Source organism: Paraburkholderia caffeinitolerans, from assembly GCF_902859945.1.
GTDB classification, from domain to species: Bacteria; Pseudomonadota; Gammaproteobacteria; order Burkholderiales; family Burkholderiaceae; genus Paraburkholderia; species Paraburkholderia caffeinitolerans.
Window position 1 is genome coordinate 40,808 of record NZ_CADIKL010000031.1, and the last position, 26,937, is coordinate 67,744.

The window sequence follows — 26,937 nt, forward strand, 5'->3', positions numbered from 1 at the left end:
GATCAGTTATGTCCGCGCCACGGAACGACTATGTTTTCGATCTTGCGAATCGCCAGCTCCATCGCATACCCAATCAACCCGATGATCACGATGCCGACAATCACGATGGCAACCTGCAAGGCTTGTCCTGCGAACTGCACGAGCCAACCCAGCCCGCTACTCGCCGCGATCAGTTCCGCGGCCACGAGACAGGTCCACGCCACGCCGATGCCCACGCGCATCGAGGTGAAGATTTCCGGCATTGCCGAGGGCAGCACGACCTTGCGGAAGATCTGCGCGTTGGTCGCGCCGAGCGTGCGCGCCACCGAGATGCGCAGCGCCGGCGTGCTTTTCACGCCCGACATGGTGCCGATGATGATGACCGGAATGGTGCCGACCAGAATAAGAATGGCTTTGGGCAATTCGCCGATGCCGAACCACACCACCAGCAGCGGAATATAGGCAAGCGGCGGAACCGGCCTCACGAACTGCAGCAGCGGGTCGATGATGTCGAACACAAACTTGTTCCGCGACATCAGCAAACCCACGGGAACGCCGATCAGAATTGCGCCGACAAAGCCAATAACGATGCGGAAGCAACTAACCAGGATGTCGCTGAGGAGCGACTGTCCGCCATAGCCGTTATGGATGATGTCGACGAAGGCTTGCCACACCGCCACCGGCGAAGGGAGCGCGAAGGACGGGAAAATGCCTGCTTTCGATACCGCCTGCCAAAGTAAGACGCATACCACGAGAACGGCCGTCGTCAGGGTCCAGGAATTGAGCTTTCCGTGGCCGCGGCGAATCTTGATCACAGGCTCGATTGGCGAGTCCGCGGGATGCTTCATCATTTTCGTCAGTCTGGGTAAGGCTTTCACCGCCGTCTCCTCAAGTTGAAATGCAATCAGCACGCCACGGAACGCTTTTTTTTATTCGCTACGCTTTTAGCCAGCGTTTCGCCCGTTAAGCCAAGGATTCTCAATCAATAAAGCGGCGGGTAGTACCACGCGGGAAGATCCGATGGAGCCAGTGCCAGATGAGCGTGGTTTTCCCGATTCCTTCGATTATTCAAACGGCGGGCGCGCAACCCGCGCGCCCGCCCGCCGGCCACGCTGCGCCGCAGCAGCGGCGGGCGTTCGACCGCCCGCACCCGTGGCGAGGGGCTTCCCGAAAACCGCCAGGTTCGTTGGAAGGCAGGTTCATTGCAAACCGTCGCTCCGAAATTTACCTAATCGACTCGGAAGACCACTCTTGAATATTGTGGGCCGATAATGGCCGAATGTCAGGTCGATTTACGGGCCTTACAAATGAACGTTCACTGCCCTCTCACCGCCCTCACCCATCACAGGAGCAAGCATGCCGACCCGTACCCCGTCCGCCCTTTGGGCCCAGCAGTTTCGACGGTCACCGGAGTCGAAGACAAGCCTGCAGCATCAGATTCGCGAGATGCTGGTGGCCTCCATTCTCGACGGACAACTGCCGCCTGACGCCGCGCTGCCATCGAGCCGCGAGTTGGCCGAGCAGCTTGGCGTCGCCCGCAATACCGTTGTGCTCGCCTATCAGATGCTCGTCGAAGAAGGTTATCTGGTCTCGCGCGAGCGCAGCGGCCACTTCGTCAACCCCGACATGCTGAAGGGTCTGCACGGCGTAACGGTGCAAAAGCGCGTGCAACAACAGCTGCAACAGCGCGTGCAGCAACGGGAGCAACTGCGCGCGGATCAAGCCGGCGCGGCCGAGCCCCATGGCGCGGCGCCCCCCTTCGCACCCTCCTGGAAGTCGCGCATCGTGCGCCCGCCCTCGGCCCAGCGCAACATCGTCAAACCCGCCAATTGGCAGAACTATGCATATCCGTTCATTTACGGGCAATTCGATCAATCGCTGTTTCCCACCAACGACTGGCGCGAGTGCTGCCTCAAGGCGCTGTCGATCATGGAGATCCGCAACTGGGCGCCCGACCTGATCGAACGCGACGACGAGTCGTTGATCCAGCAGATCCGCACGCGTGTGCTGCCGCGGCGCGGCGTGTTCGCGAAGCCCGAGGAGATCATCGTGACGAACGGCTGCCAGCAGGCGCTCTATCTCGTCGCGGATTTGCTCTGCGGAAAGAACACGACGGTCGGCTTCGAGAATCCGGGGTATCCCGATGCCCGCAACATCTTCGTGAACCGCAACGCGAACCTGCTCGAACTGCCGATCGACGGCGAAGGGATCGATCCGGTGCGCCTTGCCGGCTCGCTCGCGCGCTGCGACTACGTGTTCGTCACGCCGAGCCACCAGTGCCCGACCACGGCCACCATGCCCGTCGCGCGCCGCCGCGCGCTGCTGGAGCTCGCCCAGCAGCACGACTTCGTCATCATCGAAGACGACTACGAGAGCGAGAACACCTTCTCCGGCACGCCGCATCCGGCCTTGAAGAGCCTCGACACGGCGGATCGGGTGATCTACGTCGGCAGCCTTTCGAAGACCTTCGCGCCGGGCCTGCGCCTCGGCTATGTGGTCGGGCCGCCCGAGCTCGTGCGCGAGTTGCGCTCGGCGCGCCGCTTGATGGTGCGCCACCCGGTGGCCTATATCCAGCGCGCGTTCGCGACCTTCCTCGCACTCGGGCACCACGACGCGCTGCTGCGCCGGCTCGCCCATGCCTACAAGGAGCGGGCCCGCGCGCTGATGGCGGCGCTCGACACGCATTTGCCGGAGGTGCGCTACGTGCCGATCGGCGGCGGCGCGTCGTGCTGGGTGCAAGGCCCGCCCTGGCTCGACTCCGCGCGCCTTGCCGACGACGCGCGCGAAGCCGGCATCCTGATCGAGCCCGGCGGCGTGTTCTTCGCCGACGAGGTCGAACACAGCCCGTGGTTCCGCATGGGTTTCTCCGCCATCGAACTCGACAAGATCGAACCCGGCGTGCGCGCGCTCGCGCAAGTCGTGCGTCTGCAGCGTCCCGCCTGAGCGTTCCCGCGGCTGTCCGCGCCCTGGCCCAGGCGAAAGCTTCGCACTGGTGCTACCGCCCCCCATGAGCAAACCCTAATGTGTCGATATACGGTGCCGCACGCGACTTCTCGCGCAAGGCACCGGCTTCCAACTGGAGACACGTATGGCAGATACGCTCAGCGCCCAATCCACCGTCACGGCCGACACGCTCGCCGCCTTTTCCGATGCCTTCAACCGTCATGACGCCAATGCGCTGATGGAATTCATGACTGAAGACTGCGTATTCGACGCGGCTGGCGGACCGGAGGTCCACGGCACCCGCTTCGTCGGACGCGAAGCGGTGCGCGCCGCTTTCGAAGCCGTCTTTCGCACCTTCCCCGACGCTCACTGGGGCTCGGGCCGCCACTACGTCGTGGGCGATCGCGGCGTGTCCGAGTGGGTGTTCACGGGCACGCATGCCGAAGGCTGGCGCATCGAAGCCGAAGGCTGCGATCTCTTCGAGTTTCGCGATGGACGGATTGCCGTGAAGCGCGCATTCCGCAAAGAACGCCCGAAGCTGCAGGCGTGAGCCCGCGCATAGGCCCGATATCGAGCCAGGTGTTTTGAAACAAAACGTTCCATTCCATTCCAGATTTATCCATCGAACACAGATTTCCTTGACCCTCACGGGGCGCCGAATAGCATCGAATACACGGCATCCCGTCAAACGACAACCGGAGACAGTTGATGAGCGAAAAGACCTCGACCCAGGCGGCCAGCGGCCCGCAGGACATGACCCCGTCCGAAGCCTTTGTTGAAACCATGGCGGCCAACGGCGTGACCGACATGTTCGGCATCATGGGCTCCGCGTTCATGGACGCGATGGACATCTTCGCGCCCGCCGGCATCCGCCTCATTCCCGTCGTTCACGAGCAAGGCGCGGCGCACATGGCCGACGGCTACTCGCGCGTGTCGGGCCGCCACGGCGTGGTGATCGGCCAGAACGGCCCCGGCATCAGCAATTGCGTGACCGCCATTGCGGCGGCTTACTGGGCCCATAGCCCGGTCGTGATGATCACGCCCGAGGCCGGCACCATGGGCATCGGCCTCGGCGGCTTCCAGGAAGCGAATCAACTGCCGATGTTCCAGGAGTTCACGAAGTACCAGGGCCACGTGACCCACCCCGCGCGCATGGCCGAATACACCGCGCGCTGCTTCGACCGGGCGATGTCCGAAATGGGCCCGACCCAGCTGAACATTCCGCGCGATTACTTCTACGGCAAGATCAAGGCCGAGATTCCGCAGCCGCGCCGCCTCGACCGCGGCGCCGGCGGCGACGAAAGCCTGAACGAAGCGGCGGATCTGATCGCTTCCGCCAAGTTCCCGGTCATCATCTCGGGCGGCGGCGTCGTGATGGGCGATGCGATCGAGGAATGCAAGGCGCTCGCCGAACGCCTCGGCGCGCCGGTCGTGAACAGCTACCTGCACAACGACTCGTTCCCGGCCAACCATCCGCTCTGGTGCGGCCCGCTCGGCTATCAGGGATCGAAGGCCGCGATGAAGCTGATCTCGCGCGCCGACGTCGTGATCGCGCTGGGCTCGCGTCTCGGACCGTTCGGCACGCTGCCGCAACATGGTATGGACTACTGGCCAAAAGACGCGAAGATCATCCAGATCGACGCCGATCACAAGATGCTCGGCCTCGTGAAGAAGATCTCGGTGGGCATTTGCGGCGACGCCAAGGCCGCCGCACAGGCGCTCACCGCGCGCCTCGCGAACCGCACCCTCGTGAGCGACGCCACGCGTGGCGAACGCGCCGACCAGATCGCCAGCGAAAAGGCCGCGTGGGAAAAAGAACTCGATTCGTGGACGCACGAGCGCGACGCTTACAGCCTCGACATGATCGAAGAGCAGAAGCACGAGCGCACGCCCACCGGCGGCGAGTATCTGCACCCGCGCCAGGTGCTGCGCGAGCTGGAAAAGGCGATGCCCGAGGACGTCATGGTGTCCACCGACATCGGCAACATCAACTCGGTCGCCAACAGCTATCTGCGCTTCAACAAGCCGCGCAGCTTCTTCGCCGCGATGAGCTGGGGCAATTGCGGCTACGCGTTCCCGACCATCATCGGCGCGAAGGTCGCCGCGCCTCACCGCCCCGCGATCTCGTATGCGGGTGACGGCGCCTGGGGCATGAGCCTGATGGAAACGCTCACCTGCGTGCGCCACAACATTCCGGTGACGGCTGTGGTGTTCCATAACCGCCAGTGGGGTGCGGAGAAGAAGAACCAGGTGGACTTCTATGACCGCCGCTTCGTGGCGGGCGAGCTGGATAGCCCGAGTTTCGCCGGCATCGCGAAGGCCATGGGCGCGGAAGGCATCGTGGTGGACAAGCTCGAGGACGTGGGCCCGGCGCTCAAGCGCGCGATCGATCTGCAGATGAATCACGGCAAGACGACCATTGTCGAGATCATGTGCACGCGCGAACTCGGCGATCCGTTCCGCCGCGACGCACTGTCGAAGCCCGTGCGCATGCTCGACAAGTACAAGGACTTCGTCTAAAGGGCCCGGGCCTGTTCACACTAATAACAGGCCTTGGCAGCGGCCCGCGCGCGTCAACCCGGCGCGCGCGGGTTTTTGCGCCTGTGCATGAAGTCCATGAAGCGCATTTCTTTGAACCGATGAAATTATGAAAGCCCTGAACCGCATTGTCGAAAACGCCCGCCTGGCGCCCATGCGCATCGTGCTTTGCGAGGCCGAGGACGCGCGCGTGCTCGCCGCCGCGGCCCGGGCGAGCCAGGAGGGCATGGCCCGCGTCATGCTGGTGGGCGCGCCGGACGCGATCCGCGCCGCCGCCGCGCGCGAGTCGGTCGACCTCGGCGAGATCGCGCTGATCGATCCGCAAACCAGCGCATGGCGTACCGCCTTCGCCGACGAACTCGTCGCGTTGCGCGGCGCGAAAGGCATGACGCCCGCGCTCGCATGGGAAGAAGCCGCAAAGCCGCTTGTTTTCGCCAACCTGATGGTGCGCCTCGGCCACGCGGACGGCTCGGTGGCCGGCGCCGTTCACACGAGCGCCGACGTCGTGCGCGCGGCCATTCAGCTGATCGGCGTCGAGCCGTCTTTCAAGCTCGTGTCGAGCTTCTTCCTGATGATGCTGTGCGAGCCGTTTCACCGCTACAAAGGCGGGCTGATCTTCTCCGACTGCGCGCTCGTGGTGGACCCCGACGCCGCGCAGCTCGCCGAGATCGCGATGGCCGCCGCGGACAGCGCGCGCAGCCTCCTGATGGAGGAGCCGCGCGTCGCGATGCTGTCGTTCTCGACCAGCGGCAGCGCTCACCACGCTAGCGTGGACAAGGTGATCGAAGCGACGCGCCGCGTGCACGAGCAGCGCCCCACGCTGTGCGTGGACGGCGACGTGCAGCTCGACGCCGCGCTGGTGGCCGAAATCGCCGAGCGCAAGATCGAGCATTCGCAGTGCGGCGGCCATGCGAACGTGCTGGTGTTTCCGAATCTCGACGCGGGCAATATCGGCTACAAGCTCGCGGAGCGCCTCGGCGGCGCGAAGGCCATCGGCCCGCTGATGCAGGGCCTCAACCGGCCCGCCAACGACCTTTCGCGCGGCTGCTCGCCCGAAGACATTTATTACGTGATCGCCACCACGGCGGTCCAGGCGCAAACGGCCCAAGCGGCCCGCCCCCGCGCCGTCACCCACTCGCAGGAACCGCACGCAGCATGACGCATGAGAAGGTTTTGGTGCTGATCGCCGTGATCGGCGCCGCCAGTTATTTTCAGACGATTACCGGCTTCGGCCTGAGCATGATCGTCATGGGCGCGACCAGCGGCTTCAGCCTCGCGCCGCTCGCCAGCATCGCCACGCTGATGAGTCTCGTCACGCTCGCCAACAGCGCGACCGCGCTGCCCGGCAAGCTCCACCATATCGACTGGCGCGCGGTGGGCGCCGCGACGCTCGGCGTGCTGCCCTCGGTCGTGGTGGGCGTGCTGACGCTCAACTATCTGAGCACGGCGGCCTCGGGCGTGCTGCAATTGCTGCTTGGCGTGGTCGTGCTGTACGGCGGCCTGAGCGCGGCGTTGCAGCCCGCGCCGCTTGCGCAGCGTTCAGGAGACCGCAGCTTTTTCGTGAGCGGTGTGTTCGGCGGTCTTTTGAGCGGCATGTTCGGCCTGTCGGGGCCGCCGCTGATCTTCCAGTTCTATCGGCAGCCGCTCAAGCTGGTCGAGATTCGCTGCGCGCTGATCGTGATCTTCACGGTGAGTTCGCTCACGCGTGTGCTGTTCAACGCATGGGAAGGCGCGCTGCCCGCTTCGATCTGCATCCAGGCCGCGCTCGCCGCGCCGGTCGTCATGCTGATGACGCTCGCCGCACGCCATTACCCGCCACCGCTCTCCTCGGTCGCGATGCGCAGGCTCGCGTTCGGCGTGCTGATGGTGATTGGGGTTTCGCTCATACTCACCGCAGTGAAGGAAATGGTCGGCTGAATCAGGCCGTCCGACCATCAGACCATCAGACCGCGTGGGCTGCCTGGCAGCGCCCGATCCATCGCGCGAGGCCGATCAGCCGCGCCATGTCTAGCGCCTCGCCGGAGTCGATCGCGACGCAGTACTGATAATACGGGCTGAGATCCAGCCCGACGCCCAGCCCGATCACATCGACGTCGCGCATGGCCTCGTGCTGCGCCACCACTTCCTTCAGGTGATTGTCGAGGTAGAAGGCGTCGTTCATCTGTGCCGTTGCCGTGTCCATCGGGCTGCCATCGGAGACCACCACGAGAATGCGGCGCGCCTCGGTGCGGCTCGCGAGCCGCGCGCACGCCCATTCGACCGCTTCGCCGTCCACGCCTTCGCGAAACAGGTCGGGCTTGAGCAGCGCGGCGATGGCCGGGCGAGCGCGTCGCCAGCTTTCGTCTGCGGATTTGAACACCATGTGGCAGGTCTCGTTCAGGCGTCCCGGATGCGGCGGCCGCCCGTTCGCGAGCCAGTCCGCACGCGCGCGTCCGCCGTTCCAGGCCTGAGTCGTGAAGCCGAGCACCTCGGTTGCAATGCCCGCCTGCTCGCACGCGCGCGCAAACAGATCGACCATCATCGCCACGGGCTCGATATGCGCCTTCATGGACCCCGAGCAATCGATCAAGAAGCCCACCACGCAATCGCTGCGCGGCTCGTAGCGTTCACGCCGGAACACGCGCCGCTCGGCGGGCGAGCTGACGACTTGCGCGAGGCGTCTGCCGTCGATGCGGCCGTCTTCCTCGCCAAACAGCCAGCCGTCGCGCTGCGGCACCGCAATCGCCATTTGCAGCACGCGCGCGAGCCGCGCGACGTTGATGCCGCGAGCGGCGATGCGCTCGTCGAGCCGTTCGCGGTACTCGCCCAGCAGCGCCTCGCGGATGCGCGTTGCGGGCCGGATCTCGCGGTCGTACTGCGTCGTGTATGCGCGATAGCCGTCCTCCGCCTCGGCCAGCACGCGGCTCGTGCCGGTGGTCGCGAGCGCGGGCAGCTCGGCGCTGGTTTCGTCGAAGTCGACCCAGAGCGAGAACGACGTCAGCGCGTCGTCGGGCGCGCGGGCTTCGGCGTCGTCGTCCAGAGCGCGCGCCGCGCGCGCGTCGTCGAGCATCGACGCGATGCGTCGCGCCAGTTCCAGTGCATGCGCCGCGTAGGCGCGCTGGTCGGTGCGATGCGCGCGCAGCCCGGCCAGCTGCATGCCGATTGCCGGCACGATGCCGGCGCGCGTCGCTTCGATCAGGTCCTCGGTTTCTTCGAGCACGGGCCAGCCGGTCACGCGCGACCACACGATCTGCGCGACCGTATAAAGCAGGATGCCGAGGTGGCCTTCGCTCAATCCCGAGCGGCACCAGGCGCGCGACCAGGTTTCGAAGCGGTGCCGCAAGTTCTGTGCGAGGCCCGGCATGCCTGGCGGCAGGCACGCCTCGCAGCGCACCTGCTCGAATAGCTCGAACAGCAGGCGCTCGATGGCGTCCTCGGGACACAGTTGCCGGTGCAGCGCGGCATCGGAATGGAGCAGCCGCAGCGCCGCGCCGTCGGCGGCGCCGCGCTGCGAGGGGAAGTCGTCTTCGTAGGCGTTGCTGCGCAAATGCGGGGCGTGGAGCGGCAGCGGCCGCAACTCGCGGCAAAGGCGCCCACCGCGATAGTGGAGCGCGGCGTCGCCGGTCAGCGCGCGCACGGCGGCCGCGCACAGCGCCTCGTGCCGCAGCGCGGCGCGCACGGCTTCAGGCGTGGGCGTCGTTGTGGGCTCGATCGTCACGTACGCGGCTCCGGCTCGTCGCCACCCACGCCGCCGAGCTCAATATCAAAGCAGCGCTGGTAATACTCGGCGACGATGGGCCGTTCCGCCTCGTCGCACTTGTTCAGGAACGTGAGCCGGAAGGCCAGCGCGGGGTCGTGGAAAATCTGGCAGTTCTCGGCCCAGTCGATGACCGTGCGCGGCGACATCAGCGTAGAAAGGTCGCCGCTCGCGAAGCCTTTGCGCGTGAGCGCCGCCATGCTGATCATCGAATCGACGAGCTGGCGGCCCGCTTCGTCGGCCATCTCCGGCACGCGGGCGAGCACGATGCCGGCCTCTTCCTCGCGCGGCAGGTAATTGAGCGTGGCGACCACGTTCCAGCGATCCATCTGCGCGTGATTGAGCATCTGCGTGCCGTGATACAGGCCGTTGAGATTGCCGAGGCCGATCGTGTTGGTGGTCGCGAACAGGCGGAAGTGCGCATGCGGACGAATCACGCGATTCTGGTCGAGCAGCGTGAAGCTGCCATCGCGTTCGAGAATGCGCTGGATCACGAACATCACGTCGGGGCGGCCTGCATCGTATTCGTCGAAGATCAGCGCGACCGGGCGCTGGAGCGCCCACGGCACGATGCCCTCCTGAAACTCCGTGACCTGGCGGCCGTCGCGCACCACGATGGCGTCCTTGCCGACCAGATCGAGGCGGCTGATATGGCCGTCGAGATTCACGCGCACGCACGGCCAGTTCAGCCGTGCCGCAACCTGCTCGATATGCGTGGACTTGCCCGTGCCGTGCAAGCCCTGCACCATCACGCGCCGGTTGCGCGTGAAGCCGGCCAGAATCGCGAGCGTCACTTCGGGGTTGAAGCGGTAGGCTTCGTCGACGTCCGGCACATGGGCGTCGCGCTCGCTGAACGCGGGCACCATCAGGTTCGAGTCGAAGCCGAAGTGCTCGCGTACCGACACGATACGGTCCGGCCCCTCCATCGCGCGTTCTGTTGTCATTGCGTTCTCCCTTTCGCTTTCATGCTTTCGCGGCGTGCGTTCACGCGGCGTGCGATCCGTTTGCAAAACCCGGGGCGTATTCGAGCGCACGCTCACGCTTGCGCGCCCGGCGTTGCAGCCACGCATAGGTCACGAGCAGCACGGCGAGGCTCGCGACGCCAAGCCAGAGCGGCTTGCGCTGTTCCGGGATGAACGCCATCGCCACCAGAATGCCCACCATGCCGATGATCGCAACCCACGTGAGGTACGGGAAGCACCACATCCGCACGCGCAACTCGCCGACTGCCGTCGGATCGAGGCGCTTGCGCAGGCGCAGTTGCGACATGGCGATCAGCAGATAGACAAAAATCGCGACCGTGCCATACGAGTTGACGAGAAAGGCGAACACCGTATCGGGCGACACATACGACATCACGACCGAGATATAGCCGAACACGGTGCCAAGCAGGATCGCGCGCACCGGCACGCCGCGGCGGTTCACCTTGGCGAGCGCGGCGGGCGCATCGCCGTGGCGGGTCAGCGCGAACAGCATGCGCGAGGCCGCATAGAGTCCCGAGTTGAGCGCCGAAAGCACGGCGGTCAGCACGATCGCGTTCATGATGTTCGCGGCGGCCGGCAGGCCCATGACTTCCAGCGCGCTCACATAAGGCGTGGCCATGCGCGCCGAATTCCACGGCACGAGCGCGACCACCAGCAGCACGGAACCCACGTAGAACACGAGCACCCGCGTAATGACCGAGTTGGTGGCCTTCGCGACGGCCTTGGCCGGCTCGCGCGCTTCGGCTGCCGCAATCGTGACGATCTCCGCGCCGAAGTAAAAGCCCGTTGCCGCGACGGCGCCGCTCAACACTGGCCCGATGCCCTTCGGCATGAGTCCGCCATGGCCGAGCAACGTCGGCAACACGGCGGTCGTGTGCAGCGACGACGGCCACAGCCCGAGCACATAAAGCCCGCCAAGAAACAGGAAGACGATGATGGCCGCCACCTTGATCGAGGAGAACCAGAACTCGAATTCACCATAGCTGCCCACCGAGATCAGGTTCGTCGCGCTCAGCAGTACGAGCAGCACGAGACTGATGATCCAGGCGGGCGCATCGGGCAGCCAGAACTGCACGAGCTTCGCGCCCGCCACTGCCTCCACGGCGACCACGATCACCCAGAAATACCAGTACATCCAGCCCGTGAGGAAGCCCGCGAGCCTGCCCGGCCCGCGCCAGGTGGCAAACGCGAGCCGCGCATATTCGTAGAACGAGCCGACCGCGGGCATCGCGCAGGCCATTTCGCCAAGCATGCGCATCACCAGCACCACGAGGCCGCCGGTGATGAGAAACGACAGTACGGCGGCGGGTCCGGTCTGCTGGATTACAACGCCGCTGCCAACGAACAGGCCCGCGCCGATGACGCCGCCTAGCGCGATCATCGTCATGTGGCGCTGCTTGAGGCCGCATTTCAGTTCCTGGTTATCCATCTGGGATTGCATGTCGTCTCCTGAGATTCAACTCCGGGTTTGCATGAATACGGTGCGGCGCGCTTTGCGCGCCGCCCGGAGTGAGGTCATCGGTGATTATTTGATTCGCGATCCGAAGGGGGCTTCGGATGATTGACAGCGTGGTCGCTGTTCAGGCCCGCTGTTCAGGCCTTCTCGTCGCGCCTGAAGTACTGCAGATAAAGCATGCGCTGGCCGATGCGCCTGAACGGCGCAAACGGGTGGCCAGGCAGTGGCGTGGTGAAAATCGGCAAGGTTTGCTGCGCGCCCTTGCCCGCTATGCGCTCGGCCAGCCGCCGACCCGCCTGCTGCGAATAGGACACGCCATTGCCGCCGTAGCCAAGTGCGTAAAACACCGATTGCCGGGGATCGGGCTGGCACACGCGAGGCATCATGTCGTGGCTCACGTCGACCCAGCCCCACCACGAGTAGTCGATCTCCACGCCGCGCAGCGCCGGGAATTTGCGGGCCATGCCTTCCTTGAGCAGATCGAGGTGGCGCGGGTTCGGCGCGTCCTCGCCGGTGATCGCGCTGCGGCTGCCGATCTGCAGCCGGCGATCGGGCAGGAAGCGATAGTAAAAGCGCAGCGTGCGCGTGTCGGTGAGCACCTGGGTCGTACGGAAATTGCAGGCCGCGATCTCGGCATCGGTGAGCACGCGCGTGACCATCGAGTTCGAGAGGATCGGCATGATCTTGCTATGCAGCGTGGGATGCAGCGTCTGCGCCGTGTACGCGCCCGTCGCAATGCCCACCGCGCGCGCCCGCACGATGCCGCCCGGCGTGCGCAGATGATGCACGCCGTTGATGGTTTCCCACCCCAACACCGGACTGCTGGTATGGACCTTGGCGCCCGCAGCGCGCGCGAGGCGCAGATAGCCGAACGCGAGCTTCAACGCATGGATGCCGATCCCTTCAGGCTCGTGCAGCGCGCCGCACGCCTCGTGATCGTTGATGAATTCGCGGCGGAAGGTCTCGGCGCTCAACAGCTCCGACGGGTAGCCGAACACGTCCTTCCAGACCTTCGCCTCGGCGGCGAGCTTGGCCATGATGCGGGGCCGGTGCGCGATCAGGAAGTGGCCGCCCGGCTGCGGATCGCAGTCGATTTCGGCGACGAGTTCCTTGAAATGATTGAAGCCCTGCTGGATCTCATCGTGCATTTTCAGCGCGACGTCCTTGCCCCAGCGCTCGACCCACTGCGAGCGCGAGAGGCGTCCCGAGGCGTTCTGCCCCTGTCCGCCATTGCGGCTGCTGCAGCCCCAGCTAGTGCGGTTCGCTTCCAGCACCACGGCCTTGATGCCGTGCTCGCGTGCAAGGCACAGCGCGGTGGCGAGACCCGTATACCCCGCGCCGATGATCGCGACGTCCACGTCGAGATCCTTGGTGACGGGGCCGTCGTCGGGCGGCGGGCTGCCTGCCGTCCCGACCCAGTAGGTCGGCGCATAGTCCTTGCCGATTCCCGGACCCGGCGACACGAGCGGGTCGTAAGTGGGGTCGTACTTGGTGGAAGCGGAGTTTCGTGCAACGAAACCCGCCGAGGCGGGATCGACGGTGCTGTATCCCATGATCAACCCACCACATTTATGAAGGTTGCGGGAGCGGGTGCTGCCGACTGCTTGTTCGTCATGCTTTGTCTCCTGTCTTCATTTTTTCGCTCTGTTGGAAAAATTCTAGGCAGACGCGCTTGGCCCAGGTAGAGCCAGTGGCCTGGTATCGCTTGGTACAGCGCGAGAAAACTGCACGACGTATTCGGGTAATCCGCTACATAACGGCTTGAACTTTTTGTCGATACTGAAAAAAGGCTGGAAAACTCGAACAATTCGTTTCATTTTCGCGCATGCCGCTGGTCGCGGCGGGCGCGCCTCAAGGAGGAGACCGATGCGCAGCACAGCGCCAGAGAGCGCACAAAACAGCGCACAAAGCAGCGCCCCTGCTCTGCGCGAAGAATCGGCGACCGACGACGCTCGTGTGCTGCGCGCGCTCGTGGTGCTCGAGCAACTGGCGTCCGCGGGCCAGCCGTACACGCTCTCGCAGTTGTCCGCGCGGCTGCATATTCCGAAGGCGACGCTGCTGCGGCTCATCGATTCGCTGGAAGCGCGCGGCTACGTGATCCACATGCCCGATTCGCGCGGGCACGACCGCAGCATCGCGCTGGGCCCACGCGCGGCGCAGCTCGCGCTCGCCACGCTCGCCAACAACACCTTCACGCGCTCGTGCCGCGTGCTGCTGCGCGCACTGGTGGAAACGCTCGGCGAAACCTGCAATCTGACCGCGCTCGACGGCGACCGCGTGCTCTACATCGAGCGCGTCGAAACGGCGGAGCCGTTGCGCATGGAGATGCGTCCAGGCATGCACGTGCCGCTGCACTGCACTGCGAGCGGCAAGCTGTTTCTCTCGCAGATGACGGTGCTCGAGCGCAACACGCTGCTCGAACGCCTCGTGCTGACCAAGATGACGCATCGCACCCTGACGACCCCGAAGGCGCTCGCGGCCGAGCTCGAACAACTGGCGGTGCGCGGCATCGGCATCGACAACGAAGAGTTCGTGCGTGGCATGGTCGCGATTGCGGTGCCGGTGCGCGAGCCCGGCAGCAAGCGCGTGCTCGCCGCGCTCGCGGTGCATGCGCCCACCGCGCGCGCGACGCTTGAAGAACTGCTGGAGTCCGTGGAGTACATGAAGCAAACGGCGAGCAAGCTCGCACCGCTGCTCCAGGGCCTGTCGCTGCCATGAGCGGGCGTTGGCGCGCTGCCACTTCGGCGGCGAAGCATCCGTCCCGCGCAATGGACTTCTGATTCCGTTTCGGCAATTTCCGTTTCACTTTCGCCCTGCGCGCACGATCGGCGCTTGCGGTCGTCCTTCCCATCCCCGACATTGATCCGAAAACAGCGGCGCATCATGCCGCTCCGGGATTTCGAGGAGACGGGATTCATGGACCACGAGGTCGACTACCTGATCGTCGGCGCCGGATCGGCCGGGTGCGTGCTTGCCAACCGGCTCAGCGCCGACCCGCGCAACGCCGTGCTGCTGCTCGAAGCGGGCGGCGAGGACAACAATCCGTGGATTCACGTGCCGGTCGGCTATTTCAAGACCATGCACGACCCCAAGCTCGACTGGTGCTATCGCACGGAAGCGGACGAAGCCGTGGCCGGCCGCCAGATCGACTGGCCGCGCGGCAAGGTGCTGGGCGGATCGAGCTCGCTCAATGGCCTGCTCTATGTGCGCGGCCAGCGCGAGGACTACGATCGATGGGCGGCGCTGGGCAATCGCGGCTGGAGTTACGCCGAAATCCTCCCTTACTTCAAGAAGTCCGAAGATCAGGAGCGCGGAGCGAACGCCTGGCACGGCGTGGGCGGCCCGCTCAAGGTGTCCGACCTGCGCTTGCGCCGGCCCATCGCCGATCATTTCATCGCGGCCGCGCAGGAAACCGGCATCCCGTTCAACGACGACTACAACGGCGCGGTCCAGGAGGGCGTGGGCTACTTCCAGCAGACGGCGTACAAGGGCTTTCGATGGAGCACCGCGAAGGGCTTTCTCAAGCCCGCGCGCAAACGCAGCAATCTGATCGTCGAAACGCGCGCGCAAGCGTGCCGGATTCTGTTCGAAGGACGCCGCGCGGTGGGCGTGGAGTATTTGCAGGGCGGCTGCGCCAAGCGCGCGCGGGCGCGCGTCGAGGTCATTCTCGCCTCCGGTGCGATCGGCTCGCCGCAGCTTCTTCAGCAGTCGGGCGTTGGCCCCTCGCGCGTGCTGAACAAGGCGGGCGTGCCCGTGCTGCACGACCTGGCCGGCGTGGGCCAGAACCTCCAGGACCATCTGCAGGTGCGGCTCGTGTTCCGCACGCGCGAACGCACGCTCAACGACGAGGTCAACAACCCGCTGCGCAAGGCGTGGATCGGCTTGCAGTACGCACTCTGGCGCACTGGGCCGCTCACGCTGGCCGCGAGCCAGGTGGCGATTTTCACGCGCTCGAATCCCACGGTCGAGCGCCCGGACATCCAGTTCCACATGCAGCCGCTGAGCGCCGACAAGCCGGGCCAGGGCGCACACCCCTTCTCGGCGTTCACGGCGTCGGTCTGCCAGCTTCGGCCCCATAGCCGGGGCAGCGTGGAAATCGCCTCGGCCGACCCACTCCAGTACCCCGCGATTCGCGCCAACTATTTGTCCGATCCGCGCGACCACCCGGTCGTGATCGGCGGCATTCGGGTGGCGCGCCGCATCGCCGCCGCGCCTTCGCTCGCGCCTCAGATCATCTCCGAGTTCGTGCCGGGCGAGCAGTACCAGAGCGATGACGAATTGCTGGACGCCGCGCGCCGCTTCAGCCAGTCGATCTATCACCCCGCCGGCACCTGCAAGATGGGCCGCGACGCGATGGCGGTCGTGGACGAACGACTGCGCGTGCATGGCATCGCCGCGCTGCGGGTGGTCGACGCATCGATCATGCCAGAGCTTGTGTCCGGCAACACCAACGCCCCCGTGATCATGATCGCGGAGAAAGCCGCGGACATGATTCTCGAAGACCACCCAGCCCTCGCCGTGCCGCAACACGAGTACGCCGAAGCCCATCACGAATCACATCATTGAAGCAAGCAGGTGCAGTAGAACCACGCAAGCCAAGCCATAAATAAAGGATCACTAACGAATAAGCCGGCATTTCAAGGAACCGCACCGCACCCGGTGCGCCCACAAAGGAGATAGCCTTATGAACGCATTGCCCCGCACCGACGCCAGGCAGATGAGGCGCGTGGTCGTCGCGAGCCTGATTGGCGCGACGATCGAGTGGTACGACTTTTTCCTCTACGGCGTGGTCGCCGGCATCGTGTTCAACAAGCTGTATTTCCCGAGCGGCGATCCGCTCATTTCGACCATGCTCGCGTACGGCACCTTCGCGGTGGGCTTCCTGAGCCGCCCGCTCGGCGGCATCGTGTTCGGCCACTTCGGCGACCGGCTCGGGCGCAAGAGCATGCTGATCCTGACGCTTTCGATCATGGGCGTCGCGACAGTGCTGATCGGCGCCGTGCCGACCTTCGCGCAGATCGGCCTGTGGGCGCCCGCGCTGCTGCTGATTCTGCGCGTCGCGCAGGGGCTCGGTCTTGGCGGCGAATGGGGCGGCGCGGTGCTGATGTCGTTCGAGTACGCGCCCGAGGGCAAGCGCGGCTTCTATGCGAGCATTCCGCAAATCGGCCTCGCGATCGGGCTGTGCCTGGCCTCCGGCGTGGTCGCGCTGCTTTCGTCGACGCTCAGCAATGCGCAGTTTCTCGCCTGGGGCTGGCGGCTCGCGTTCTTCCTTTCGTTCGCGCTCGTGGCCATCGGCATGTATATCCGCTTGCGCGTGCTGGAAACGCCCGAGTTCGAACGCGTGAAGCAGCAAGGCGCGGAGATTCGCGTGCCGATTGCCGAGGTGCTCGGCCGCTATCCCGGCAACGTGATCGCGGGCATGGGCGCGCGCTTTATCGACGGCGTGTTCTTCAACGTGTTCGCCGTCTTCACGATTGCCTACCTCACGCAGACCATCAAGCTCTCGCGCACCGACGCGCTGCTCGCCGTGATGGCCGCCGCCTTCACGATGATCTTCACGATTCCGTTCTTCGGCCGCCTCTCGGATCGCTTCGGCAGAACGCGCATTTACTTCTGGGGCTCGCTGTTCACGGGCTTCTCGTCGTTCTTCGGCTTCTGGCTCATGAAGCACAGCGGCGGCTCGCCCGTGCTCGTGTGGATCGCCGTGATCATTCCGCTCGGCGTGATCTACGCTTCGGTGTACGGGCCGGAAGCGGCGCTGTTCGCGGAGCTGTTCGATGCGAATGTGCGCTACTCCGGCATCTCGTTCGTCTACCAGTTCTCCGGCATCTTCGCGAGCGGCATCAGCCCGATCATCGCGACGTGGCTGTTGCAGCGCAACGGCGGCGATCCGTGGCTCATCTGTGTCTATACGATGTTCGCGGGTCTCGTGAGCGCGCTTTCGGCTGCCTGGATGGGCCGCCACCGCCATTCGCGGCACATGGCGATGAGCGGAGCGCAGTGAGCGGTATCAGTGACTGGCTTTAGTGATTGGCTTCAATGAGCGTGTGCCGCGCAGTCCGGCGGCATGCGAGCAGCCCGTCGCGCAAGATTGATTCGGTTTCCGAATCGATAAAACCGATGAAGACGAGCACGCCCTCTCCGCATTCCCCACCTCCCGCCGCCTGCTCACCCTGGGTAGGCGGCGTCATGCGCAGCCGGCGGGCCGCGACCTGGCACACGCGCGTGCTGATGCAGCCATCGGCATCGGCCACGCGCACGAAGCCCTTCGCGCGCAGGATCGTGCGCGGCAGCGCCTTGAGCCACGCACGCAGGCGCGCCTTGTCCAGCACCTCGGGCACGGCCAGCGTCACGCTCGCGAAAGTGGGAAATACGCCGGCGTTGGTCCCAATCGGCTGGTGCTGCCAGCGCCTCGCATCGGCGAGCGCGCGCGTTTGCGGCACGCTCGCGTCGAACAGCAGCGCGGGCGGCACGCGTCCATGATCGGCGGCTATGACGATGTCGGTGGCCGCGAGCGCGCGCACGTCCGAGACGGTGCGCTCGCGCGACTCGGGCGCCACGAGGTCGAGTTTCGTGACGATCACCGCGCTCGCGCTGTCGATCTGCTGCTGCGCCATCGCGCCCACCAACGGATCGACCAGCGTGCGCACGAGTTCGGGCGCGTCCACGACCACCAGCACGGCAGTGAGGCGAAACGCGCCGTTGAGCAAGCCCACCTGGGCGATCTTCGCCGGGTCCGACACGCCGCTCGCCTCGATCAGCAGCAGGTCTGGCCGCTCCTCGCGCGCGGCCAGGCGCGCGAGCGCGTCGGCGAGCGCGCCGCCGATCGTGCAGCAAATGCAGCCGTTGTCGAGCTCGATCACGTCGTCGCTGCGCGCGCGAATGAGCCGGCCGTCGATGTTCACCGCGCCGAAGTCGTTCACGAGCACCGCGATGCGCTTGCCGTGCGGCGCCTCCAGCAAATGATTGACCACCGTGGTCTTGCCCGCGCCGAGATAGCCGCCGATCACCGCGAGGTCGATCGGTGCGCGTGCACTCGATGGTGGGTCACGGTCGCTCAGGCGGGCGTTCATGATCGTGGGGCGCGCATGATGCGCCCACCGAGCACCGTGCCCCACACCGGCACGTCCTTCAGGCGCTCGGGCGCGCAGGTACTGGGATCTTCGTCGAGCACCGCGAAATCGGCGAACTTGCCCACCTCGATGCTGCCGATCAGATGATCGAGCCGTAGCGTATAAGCCGCGCCCAGCGTGATCGCATGCAGCGCCTCATCGACGGTGATTCGCTCCGCCTCGCCCAGCACGCGCCCCGACGCCGTCTCGCGCCGCACCGCGCACCATGCCGTAAACAGCGGGCTCAATGCCGTGATGGGCGCATCCGAATGCAGCGCGTAAGGAATGCCCATGCGCTGCGCCGAGCCGGCCGGGTCCATGCGGTTGGCGCGGTCCGGGCCCATAGTCTGGCTGTAGTGCGCGTCGCCCCAGTAGTAGATGTGGTTCGCGAACAGGTTCACGCACAGGCCAAGCGTGCGGATGCGCCGCAATTGCGCGGCATCCGCCATCTGGCAGTGCTGCAGCGTGTGCCGGTGATCGGGCCGCGGATGCCGCGCGAGCAGCGTTGCGAGCGCGTCGATCACGACCTCGGTGGCTTCGTCGCCGTTGGTGTGAATATGCAGTTGCAGCCCCGCGCAATGGTACGGCTCGAACACGTCGACCAGTTGCTCCGGCGGAATCAGCCACAGGCCGTTGGGCTGCCCGCCCGCGTAGCCGGGCCAGCGCACGCGCGCCGTGAAGCCCTGGATCGAACCGTCGACGATGAACTTCACCGGGCCAAAGCGCAGTTTGTCGGTATTGCCCTTGATCGCCTCCAGCACGCCGGCCGCGCCTTGCGCGGGATTGCGCTGCGGCGCGAACGCGGGCACGATGCGCACCGGGTAGTCGGGGTCGGCGGTCACGCTTTGCAAGGTCTCGTTGCCGAGCGGCGAGAGATCGTTCACGAGATCGGTTGCCGTGGTGACGCCCGCGAGTTGCGCGACGCGGCCGAAATTCCAGACCGCGTGCGGCTTTTCGCTGGCCGCGATGGCGAGCTTGCCGCCAATCACCTGGTAGACCGGGAACATCGCGGCAAACTCTTGAAGCTCGCCCGTCGGCTGGCCTTGAGCGTCGTGCGCGATGCCGTCCACGTCGGTGTCCTCGTCGATGCCCGCTAGCACGAGCATCGCGCTGTTCACGTTCATCAAGTGCACGCTCGCATGAAGGATCGCGATCGGGCGGCTGGCCGTGACCGTGTCGAGTTCGCGCGTGGTGAGGCGCGACGCGCCGAAGTAGATCGGATCGAAGCCCCACGCGAGCAAGGGGCCCTCGTCGTTGGCGTCGGTCATCGCGCGCTCGGCTTGCGAGAGACGCTCGAGCACCGCGTCGAGCGTGCGCAGACCGCGCCACAGCGTGCCGTCCGGGCCGCGGCGATCGTAATAGCCCACGTAGACCGCGTCCCACACCGCGCCTTCCATCAGGTGGCAGTGCCCTTCCACGAGACCGGGCATCAATACCTTGTCGCGCAGCGTGTCGTCGCGGGTGCAGGCGCTGTACTGCGTCTCCCAGCGCGCGGCGTCTTCGCTCGTGCCGACCGCGAGAATGCGGCCCTCTCGCACGGCCACATGCGTCGCATGCGGCTGGGCGGGATTGAGCGTGAGAATGCGGCGCGCCGGGAAAACCGTGACGGGCGCAGACGACGTGGAAGACGATGCGTGCGGATTCATTGAGAGGCTCAACTCCTATGAATGATGGTGAAGCGAATCGGGCATGGCATAGCGGTCGCCGGACGGGCGCATCAGGATATGCGCGACGAACACCACCAGCACGTTCACGCCAAGGCACACGAGCCCGAGATTGATGCCGCCGAAGCCGAGGTGCAGCATATAGCACACGATCGCGAGCACCTGGCCGCAGACGATGCCGGCCGCCACCGCGCCGGGCCGCACGCGGCGCCGGGCGAGCAGGATCAGCATGCCGGGGAGGAACTGCGTGATGCCGTAATACGTCAGGTTGATGAGCAGGAGCATGAGGTTGGGCGTGAGCAGCGTGGTGGCGATCGACACCATCAGGTACGCCACGATCACGAATTTCGCCGCGCGCTTCTGGCGCGTCTCGGGCAGGTTCGGGATGAGATTGCGCGTGACGATCGGACCGATCGCGAGACAGATGCCGGCCAGCACGAGCAGCCCCGAGAGCGCCGCGCCCGCCGCGACGAGACCGATCAGCCAGTCGGGGAGCAGATGGACGACGGCCGCGAAGAAGGCGTCATTGGGCGAGGCGAGCTTGAGGTTCGCGCTGATCGCGTAGTACGAGGCCACCACGAGGAACGGGTACATCAGCATGTAGAGCGGCATCGCGATCTGGGTGCGGCGGATCGTGTTCGGCCCGCGCGCCGTGAAGAAGCCTTGCGCCGCGAACGGCATCATGTAGAAGCCGAGCGCCTGGAACAGCATCGTACTCATCGAAAAGCGCAGCTGCGGCGTGGTCATGGCGTTGCTCACCTGATGGCTCGCCGCATGAAAGACCTCGTGCGTGCCGCCCGCCATCCAGGCGGCGGCCACGCCTGTCACGACAATCGCGAGCAGCATGAGGATGTCTTTCAGCACGGCGATCCACGCGGAGGCGCGCACGCCGGAAATGGCGATATAGGTGAAGGCGAGCGCCGCGCAGACCACGATCAGCCAGAGCGGCTGAACGTGCCAGCCGAGCCCCTTGAGCGCCGCGACCAGGCCCGTGAATTGCAGCTCGCCCCACGGAATCAGAAACAGGATCGATGAGCCCGCAACGATCAGTTCGAGCGCGCGGCTGCGGTAGTGACCTTTGAACAGATCCGCCTGCGTAATGGCGTTGTGCTCCTTGCCGATTTCCCAGATGCGCGGCCCGATGAAATAGCCAATGGGATAGGCCAGCAGGATATAGCCGAGAAACCAGACGCCATAGGTCGGCCCCTTGGCGTAGATGCCGCCCGGAAAGCCGACCATCGTCCCGATGCTGTAGATCTCGCCGGCCGTCAGGAAGAACACGAGCGCGGTGCCGAACTGGCGCGACGCGACGAAGAAGTCGTGCACGCTCTGCTTGCCGTGGCCGCGCCGGGAACGAATGGCGAGATACAGCGAAAACGCGATCAGAAGCGAGAAAACGAGTGTGGACATGCGCGGCTCTCCAGGGTGGAGACGGTGGGATGGGCGGCGGAGTGGACGACGGCGTACAGCGCCGCTTTGTGCGGCTAACTGCGTGACCGGCTGCCCGGCTGAGAGGCGCTAGTGCTCGCGCTAGCTTTCGTTCGCGTAGCGGTGCCGGTCAAAGAAGTGCCAGCAGAAGAACAGGCAGCCGGAGGTCAGGACAAACCAGCTGAAAATCCACGCGTAGATGAAGGGCACGCCGAAGACGTAGCGGTCCGGCTGCGCCGCCACCCAGGGCAGCGCGCCGATGACGCCCAGAAAAGGAAGGCCGATTCCGATCAGATACCTGAGCATCCTTGTCTCCTTTGGGGCTTTGGCGCTCGGCCTCATCCCGGGCAAAGCGCATCGAGCCAACTGGTTGCTTCGAGTATCAGTCGTCAAAAACGGGTACGGATAGTGCCAGATGGGGACTATCGATGAGTCCAATTTCCACGCCGCTATACCAGCGCCACGTCCTCAACGCCACCAGCGCAGCGGCCGCCGCAGCGTGTGCCGTTCGAGCCGCACCGCCGGCATGCCGTCGAGGAACGCAAAGGCGCCCGCCTCCTGCGCACCCATGCGCCGTTCGCGTTCCTCATCGGCTTCGACCGTGCGCGAGGTATCGATGAACAGCGCCGCGACGATGCCCAGCGCAAGCAATCCCGCCGAGATCGTGAACGGCACGTTATAGCTGCCGGTATGCTCGATGAGGTAGCCGAACACCACGGGCGAGATCATCCCCGCAATGCCAAAGCCCGTGTTCATCATGCCGCCCGCCGTGCCTGCGTACTTGCCGGCGATGTCGAGCGGCAGCGTCCAGAGCACCGGATTCGTGATCTCCAGGAAGAAGAACGACGCGGAGAGGAACAGCACCGCAAGCATCGGGTTGGAGGCGGACACCATGGGCAACAGGAACGCGAGCGATCCGCCCATGCCCGTCACCAGCACCGCGCAGCGCGCGAAGCGCAGCCGGCCGGTCCACTTGAAGAGCCGGTCGGAGACCACGCCGCCCAGCGTGTCGCCCACCACGCCGGCCAGCAGCGGCAGCGCCGTGAAGAGTGCGAGATGCTTGAGGTCGAAGCCGCGCGACTCCTTCAGATACGACGGCAGCCAGGTCAGGTAGACCCACAGCAGCCAGCCGTAGCAGAAGTCCACGAAGGTAACGAGCCACATGCGCCGCACGAGCTTGCGCCACGGCGTGGCCGCGCGCTTGGCGCGGTCGCAGTCGCCCTTGCGATAGCCGATCTCGGCGGTTTCTTCGGGCGTGATGCGCCGGTTCTGCTCCGGCGAGTTCGTGAACACGCGCAGGTAGAGCGCCGTCCACATCAGGCTCACGATGCCGAGCAGGATGAATGCGTCGCGCCAGCCGCCCGTGGCCACCACCGCAAGCACGAGCGGCGGCGTGATCGCGCCACCGAGGCGCGCGAAGCTGTGCGTGATGCCCTGCGCGAAACCGCGCTCGCCCACCGGCATCCAGTATGTGAACGCGCGCGTGGCGGTGGGAAACGCCCCGCCCTCGCCCACGCCCAGCGCGAAGCGCAGCCCGACCAGCATCGCGACGCTGCCGGCGAAACCCGTGGCCAAAGTTGCCGCGCCCCAGATCAGCGAGAGCACGGTGAGCACGAGCTTCGGACCGAACTTGTCCGAGAGCCAGCCGCCGACGATCTGCATGATCGCGTAGGGATAGGCGAACGCGGAAAACACGAGGCCGAGCTGGACCGTGCTCAGGCCCATTTCCTGGCGGATCAGCGGTCCGGCGACCGCGATGTTCACGCGGTCGATGTAAGAGATGAAGTACATCAAACACATGACCGCGAGGATGATATGGCGCGTTTTCACGCGCTGCGCGTGCTCTTTCATGTTGTCGTCTCCTGAGTCCCTCTTGGGTGTCGGCTGGCCTGCTCCATATCGGCTATGCAGGCGCGTGTCAGCCCGAGGGCGTCACGAGCTTCAGGCGCTGGACCTTGCCCGAGGGGCCGCGCGGCAGCTCGCTTACGAAGCGGAACTCTCTGGGCGTCTTGTAGCGGCCCAGTTCGCGCAGGCAGTGCGCGCGCAGATCGGCTGGGTCGGGTGCGCCCTGCCAGTGGGTGTCTCGCGGCACCACGAACGCGACGATCTCCTGGCCATAGGCGGGATCGGGCACGCCGACCGCCGCCGCGTCGAGCACGCCCGGATGGCGCAGCAGCGCCTCATCGATCTCGCGCGGCGCGATGTTCTCGCCGCCCTTGATGATCAGCTCCTTCGAGCGGCCGTTGATATAGAAGTAGCCCTCGTCGTCGCGATAGCCGAGGTCGCCGGTGCGCAGCCAGCCGTCGGCGGTGAACGCCTTCGCCGTCTCCTCCTGGCGCTTGTAGTAGCCGCGCATGATCTGCTCGCCGCGCAACACGATCTCGCCGCACTCGTGCGGGCCGCACACGCGGCCGTCGCGGTCGATGACGCGCGCCTCGCTGCCCGAAGGCAGACCGATGCTGCCGATCCTGCGCCGCGAAATATCATACGGATTACTGAAGACTGGCGCGGCGGTCTCGGTCATCCCCATGGTCTCGATGACGCCGATGCCAAAGCGTGCCTCGAACGCGCGATGATGGTCGGCGGGCAGCGCGGCGGATGCGCTGCGGCAGAATTTGAGCGCCTTGAGCGCCTCGCGTGCCTTGAGGTCGGGGCCGCGCGGTTCTTCGCCGTCGAGGAGATAGGCGATGATCGTCGGCACCACGTTGATCCAGGTGCAGCCGTAGCGGCTGGCGTCGCGCCAGAACGTGCGCGCCGAAAAGCGCGGCGGCAGCACGACCGAGCCCGCGTGCCAGAGCGGCGCGAGCAAGGTCACGACGAGGCCGTTGATGTGATAGAGCGGCAGCGAAGCGAGCACGCGGTCGTTGGCGGCGAGGCGGTGCTCGACGCTGATGTTGCGCGCGTTCGCATGGAGGTTTTCGTGGCTGAGCAGCACGCCCTTCGGTGCGCCCGTCGTGCCCGAGGTGTACATCAGCAAGGCGATGTCGGCTTGAGCGGGCGCGGCGGGTGCGCTCATCGACACGGCTTCGGGCAGCGAAGGGCCCGGTGCGGAAGCGGTGTTCGGCGCATCGGCGAGCGCCAGTTCGTGGACCGGCAGCACCGGCAGCGCGACCGCATCCGGCTCCGTGCGCACCAGCGCAATCTCGCGCGTCACGCCCTGCTTGTGCAATACCTCGAGCGCCGTCGCGAGTGCGCTGCTGGTCTGCTCGCTCGCGAAGATCATCCGGGTGTCCGAATGCTCGATGACGTAGGCGAGCTGGGTCGTCTGGCAAAGGAGATTGAGCGGATGCGCGACCAGTCCGCTGTACATCGCGCCGAGCAGCAGCGTGGCGGTCTGGATGCCGTTGCCCATCAGCACCGAAACGACGTCGCCGGGCTTGAGGCCGGCCTCGCGAAAGCGCATCTCGAGCGCCTGGCAACGCTCGAGCAGCGCGCCGAAGGTTAGCGTCGCGTCGTCCGCATGCTCATTTGCGCCTTCATCGGGCGCAGCCAGCAAAAACGCCTTGTCCGGATACTGTACTGCGCGCGCCTCGATCAGCGCGCGGATCGTCGCGGGCGCATTCATTGGCCGAATCTCCGGAAATAGTCGCCAAGCAAGGTATCGAGCTCGGGAACGTGCTCCTCGATCGGGAACGCCACGCGCGTGATGTTCAGGTACTGGCGAAAGCCGAGATTGTCCGAAAAATTGTTGCGTCCCCAGGTGCCGCAGCCCATCGAAAGCGAAAACGGCAGGCCGTTGTCGAAGTTGCCGCCGGTCGCAAAGCAATGCGCCTGATTGACGATCACGCGCGCCACCGGCAGCGTCGCACCGAGCGTCTCGGCTTCGTGCGGCTCGGCCGTGTGCAGGCCGACCGAGTGACCCGCGCCCATGTACGCGTAGAGGCTGCGCACGGTTTGCGCCGCGTCGCTGAAATCGCGCGCGCGGTAGACCGTGAGCACCGGCGCGAGCTTCTCGCCCGAGAACGGATGGCTCGCCCCGATGCCGCTCTCCTCTACCATGAGGAATGCGCACGAGTCCGTTGCCAGCTCGTCGAGACCGGCGGTGTGCGCGATCTGCGCGGCCGATTTCGCGGTGCAGTGCGCCGACAGTTTGCCGTCGGTCCACATCGCCGCCTGCAGCCGCGCTTTTTGCTGCGCATCGAGCAGCACGCCGCCGCAGGCGGCGAGTTCGCGCAGCATCGCGTCATAAACTACATCGTCGATGACGACGCTGTTCTCCGACGAACAGCTCGTCGCGTTGTCGAAGGTCTTCGAGGCGGCGATCTTGTGCGCCGCTTCGCGCAGATTCGCCGTGCGCGTGACGATCGACGCCACATTGCCGGCGCCCACGCCAAACGCCGGCGTGCCGCTGGCGTAGGCCATGCGCACGTTCGCTTGCGAGCCCGTCGCGACCACCAGATCGGCCTCGCGCATCAGCGCGGCGGTGGAGGCTTTGTCCACCGGCGCGGGCAGCATTTGCACGAGCGCCGGGTCGAGCCCCGCTTTCGCGAACTCGGCGTGGATGAAGCCGACAAGCCGCTCGCACACGCTATGCCCCTTCGGCGAAGGGGCGACGATTACCGCATTGCCGCATTTGAGCGCGTTGATAATCTTGTTGGCCGGCGTCGCCGCCGGATTCGTGGATGGCGTGATCGCCGCGACCACGCCGACCGCGCGCGCGATCTCGACGATGCCCGTGGCCTCGTCTCGCGCAATCACGCCGCAAGTCTTTTTGCCATGCAGGTCGCGCAGCAGCCCGAGCGTCTTGCGGTAGTTCTTGCGGAACTTGTCTTGCGCGTTTCCGAGCCCGGTGTCGCGCACCGCCTGCTCGGCAAGCTCGCGGTTGCGGCCGGGTTCCATGATCGCCCAGGCTGCGGCGGCCGCCGCGGTATCGAGCGTTTGCTGGCCGGCGAGCTCGAATGCTTGCTGCGCGGCGCGCGAGCGCGCAACGAGCGCGTGGAGTTGCGCTGCCTGGGCGTCGGATTGGCCCGCGCCAGCGGCTGCGACTACGGTGTCCCTCACATTCATCGACGAGCTCCGATTGAATCGTTGGCTGTCTTGCCAATCTATTCATCGGCGCGTGAATGCGAGTCCCGATTCCCGCACAATCCGCGACACG

Annotated in this window: 20 protein-coding genes; 8 read left to right on the forward strand and 12 right to left on the reverse strand. The window is 65.8% G+C overall.

Annotation, left to right across the window (positions count from 1 at the left end):
* Positions 1-2: 2 nt before the first annotated feature.
* The gene (locus tag HV773_RS25460) at positions 3-857 is read right to left on the reverse strand and encodes an ABC transporter permease (RefSeq protein WP_175197063.1); all 855 of its coding nucleotides are present in this window, start codon (positions 855-857) and stop codon (positions 3-5) included.
* A 478-nt stretch (positions 858-1,335) separates the two neighbouring features.
* On the opposite strand from HV773_RS25460, the gene pdxR reads away from it, so the two are divergent.
* From pdxR to HV773_RS25485, 5 genes are all read left to right on the forward strand, one after another.
* Positions 1,336-2,922: a MocR-like pyridoxine biosynthesis transcription factor PdxR gene (pdxR, locus tag HV773_RS25465; RefSeq protein WP_175197064.1), complete on the forward strand. Its 1,587-nt coding sequence runs from the start codon at positions 1,336-1,338 to the stop codon at positions 2,920-2,922.
* Positions 2,923-3,067: 145 nt separating this feature from the next.
* Positions 3,068-3,472: a nuclear transport factor 2 family protein gene (locus HV773_RS25470; RefSeq protein WP_175197065.1), complete on the forward strand. Its 405-nt coding sequence runs from the start codon at positions 3,068-3,070 to the stop codon at positions 3,470-3,472.
* Between the two features lie 158 nt (positions 3,473-3,630).
* Positions 3,631-5,442 (forward strand): sulfoacetaldehyde acetyltransferase, encoded by a 1,812-nt coding sequence (gene xsc / locus HV773_RS25475; protein WP_175197066.1) that lies wholly within the window; start codon positions 3,631-3,633, stop codon positions 5,440-5,442.
* A 127-nt stretch (positions 5,443-5,569) separates the two neighbouring features.
* The gene (gene pta / locus HV773_RS25480; RefSeq protein ID WP_175197067.1) at positions 5,570-6,619 is read left to right on the forward strand and encodes a phosphate acetyltransferase; all 1,050 of its coding nucleotides are present in this window, start codon (positions 5,570-5,572) and stop codon (positions 6,617-6,619) included.
* Entirely contained in the window at positions 6,616-7,377 is a 762-nt protein-coding gene (locus HV773_RS25485; protein WP_175197068.1) for a sulfite exporter TauE/SafE family protein, read from the forward strand. The genes pta and HV773_RS25485 overlap by 4 nt, the downstream gene beginning before the upstream one ends.
* 25 nt (positions 7,378-7,402) lie before the next feature.
* Here HV773_RS25485 and HV773_RS25490 read toward each other — a convergent pair whose 3' ends face one another.
* The 4 genes from HV773_RS25490 to HV773_RS25505 form a co-directional block, all read right to left on the reverse strand.
* Positions 7,403-9,157 (reverse strand): cobaltochelatase CobT-related protein, encoded by a 1,755-nt coding sequence (locus HV773_RS25490; RefSeq protein ID WP_377729151.1) that lies wholly within the window; start codon positions 9,155-9,157, stop codon positions 7,403-7,405.
* Entirely contained in the window at positions 9,154-10,122 is a 969-nt protein-coding gene (locus HV773_RS25495; protein WP_175197107.1) for an AAA family ATPase, read from the reverse strand. The genes HV773_RS25490 and HV773_RS25495 overlap by 4 nt, the downstream gene beginning before the upstream one ends.
* Before the next feature lie 58 nt (positions 10,123-10,180).
* Positions 10,181-11,620, reverse strand: coding sequence for an amino acid permease (locus tag HV773_RS25500; RefSeq protein WP_175197069.1), 1,440 nt, complete (start codon positions 11,618-11,620; stop codon positions 10,181-10,183).
* Positions 11,621-11,772: 152 nt separating this feature from the next.
* Positions 11,773-13,188: an NAD(P)/FAD-dependent oxidoreductase gene (locus HV773_RS25505; protein ID WP_175197070.1), complete on the reverse strand. Its 1,416-nt coding sequence runs from the start codon at positions 13,186-13,188 to the stop codon at positions 11,773-11,775.
* A gap of 313 nt (positions 13,189-13,501) precedes the next feature.
* Between HV773_RS25505 and HV773_RS25510 the strand changes: the two genes are divergently transcribed.
* The 3 genes from HV773_RS25510 to HV773_RS25520 all read left to right on the forward strand — a co-directional run bounded on the left by HV773_RS25510 (position 13,502) and on the right by HV773_RS25520 (position 17,639).
* The gene (locus HV773_RS25510; RefSeq protein ID WP_175197071.1) at positions 13,502-14,353 is read left to right on the forward strand and encodes an IclR family transcriptional regulator; all 852 of its coding nucleotides are present in this window, start codon (positions 13,502-13,504) and stop codon (positions 14,351-14,353) included.
* Between the two features lie 198 nt (positions 14,354-14,551).
* Positions 14,552-16,201 (forward strand): GMC family oxidoreductase, encoded by a 1,650-nt coding sequence (locus HV773_RS25515; RefSeq protein ID WP_175197072.1) that lies wholly within the window; start codon positions 14,552-14,554, stop codon positions 16,199-16,201.
* A gap of 118 nt (positions 16,202-16,319) precedes the next feature.
* Positions 16,320-17,639, forward strand: coding sequence for an MFS transporter (locus HV773_RS25520; protein ID WP_175197073.1), 1,320 nt, complete (start codon positions 16,320-16,322; stop codon positions 17,637-17,639).
* A 19-nt stretch (positions 17,640-17,658) separates the two neighbouring features.
* On the opposite strand, the gene HV773_RS25525 is transcribed toward HV773_RS25520, so the two are convergent.
* The 7 genes from HV773_RS25525 to sauS all read right to left on the reverse strand — a co-directional run bounded on the left by HV773_RS25525 (position 17,659) and on the right by sauS (position 26,846).
* Positions 17,659-18,708: a CobW family GTP-binding protein gene (locus tag HV773_RS25525; protein WP_175197074.1), complete on the reverse strand. Its 1,050-nt coding sequence runs from the start codon at positions 18,706-18,708 to the stop codon at positions 17,659-17,661.
* The gene (locus HV773_RS25530) at positions 18,705-20,393 is read right to left on the reverse strand and encodes an amidohydrolase (RefSeq protein ID WP_175197075.1); all 1,689 of its coding nucleotides are present in this window, start codon (positions 20,391-20,393) and stop codon (positions 18,705-18,707) included. Before HV773_RS25530 ends, HV773_RS25525 begins: the two co-directional genes overlap by 4 nt.
* A gap of 15 nt (positions 20,394-20,408) precedes the next feature.
* Positions 20,409-21,821: a sodium:solute symporter family protein gene (locus tag HV773_RS25535; protein ID WP_175197076.1), complete on the reverse strand. Its 1,413-nt coding sequence runs from the start codon at positions 21,819-21,821 to the stop codon at positions 20,409-20,411.
* Between the two features lie 120 nt (positions 21,822-21,941).
* Positions 21,942-22,145, reverse strand: coding sequence for a DUF3311 domain-containing protein (locus tag HV773_RS25540; protein ID WP_175197077.1), 204 nt, complete (start codon positions 22,143-22,145; stop codon positions 21,942-21,944).
* A 162-nt stretch (positions 22,146-22,307) separates the two neighbouring features.
* Entirely contained in the window at positions 22,308-23,690 is a 1,383-nt protein-coding gene (locus tag HV773_RS25545) for an MFS transporter (RefSeq protein WP_175197078.1), read from the reverse strand.
* A 67-nt stretch (positions 23,691-23,757) separates the two neighbouring features.
* Complete coding sequence (locus tag HV773_RS25550; RefSeq protein WP_175197079.1) at positions 23,758-25,404, reverse strand: AMP-binding protein; 1,647 nt, start codon at positions 25,402-25,404, stop codon at positions 23,758-23,760.
* Positions 25,401-26,846, reverse strand: a complete 1,446-nt coding sequence (gene sauS, locus HV773_RS25555; RefSeq protein WP_175197080.1) for an acylating sulfoacetaldehyde dehydrogenase — start codon at positions 26,844-26,846, stop codon at positions 25,401-25,403. The genes HV773_RS25550 and sauS overlap by 4 nt, the downstream gene beginning before the upstream one ends.
* Positions 26,847-26,937: the final 91 nt, after the last annotated feature.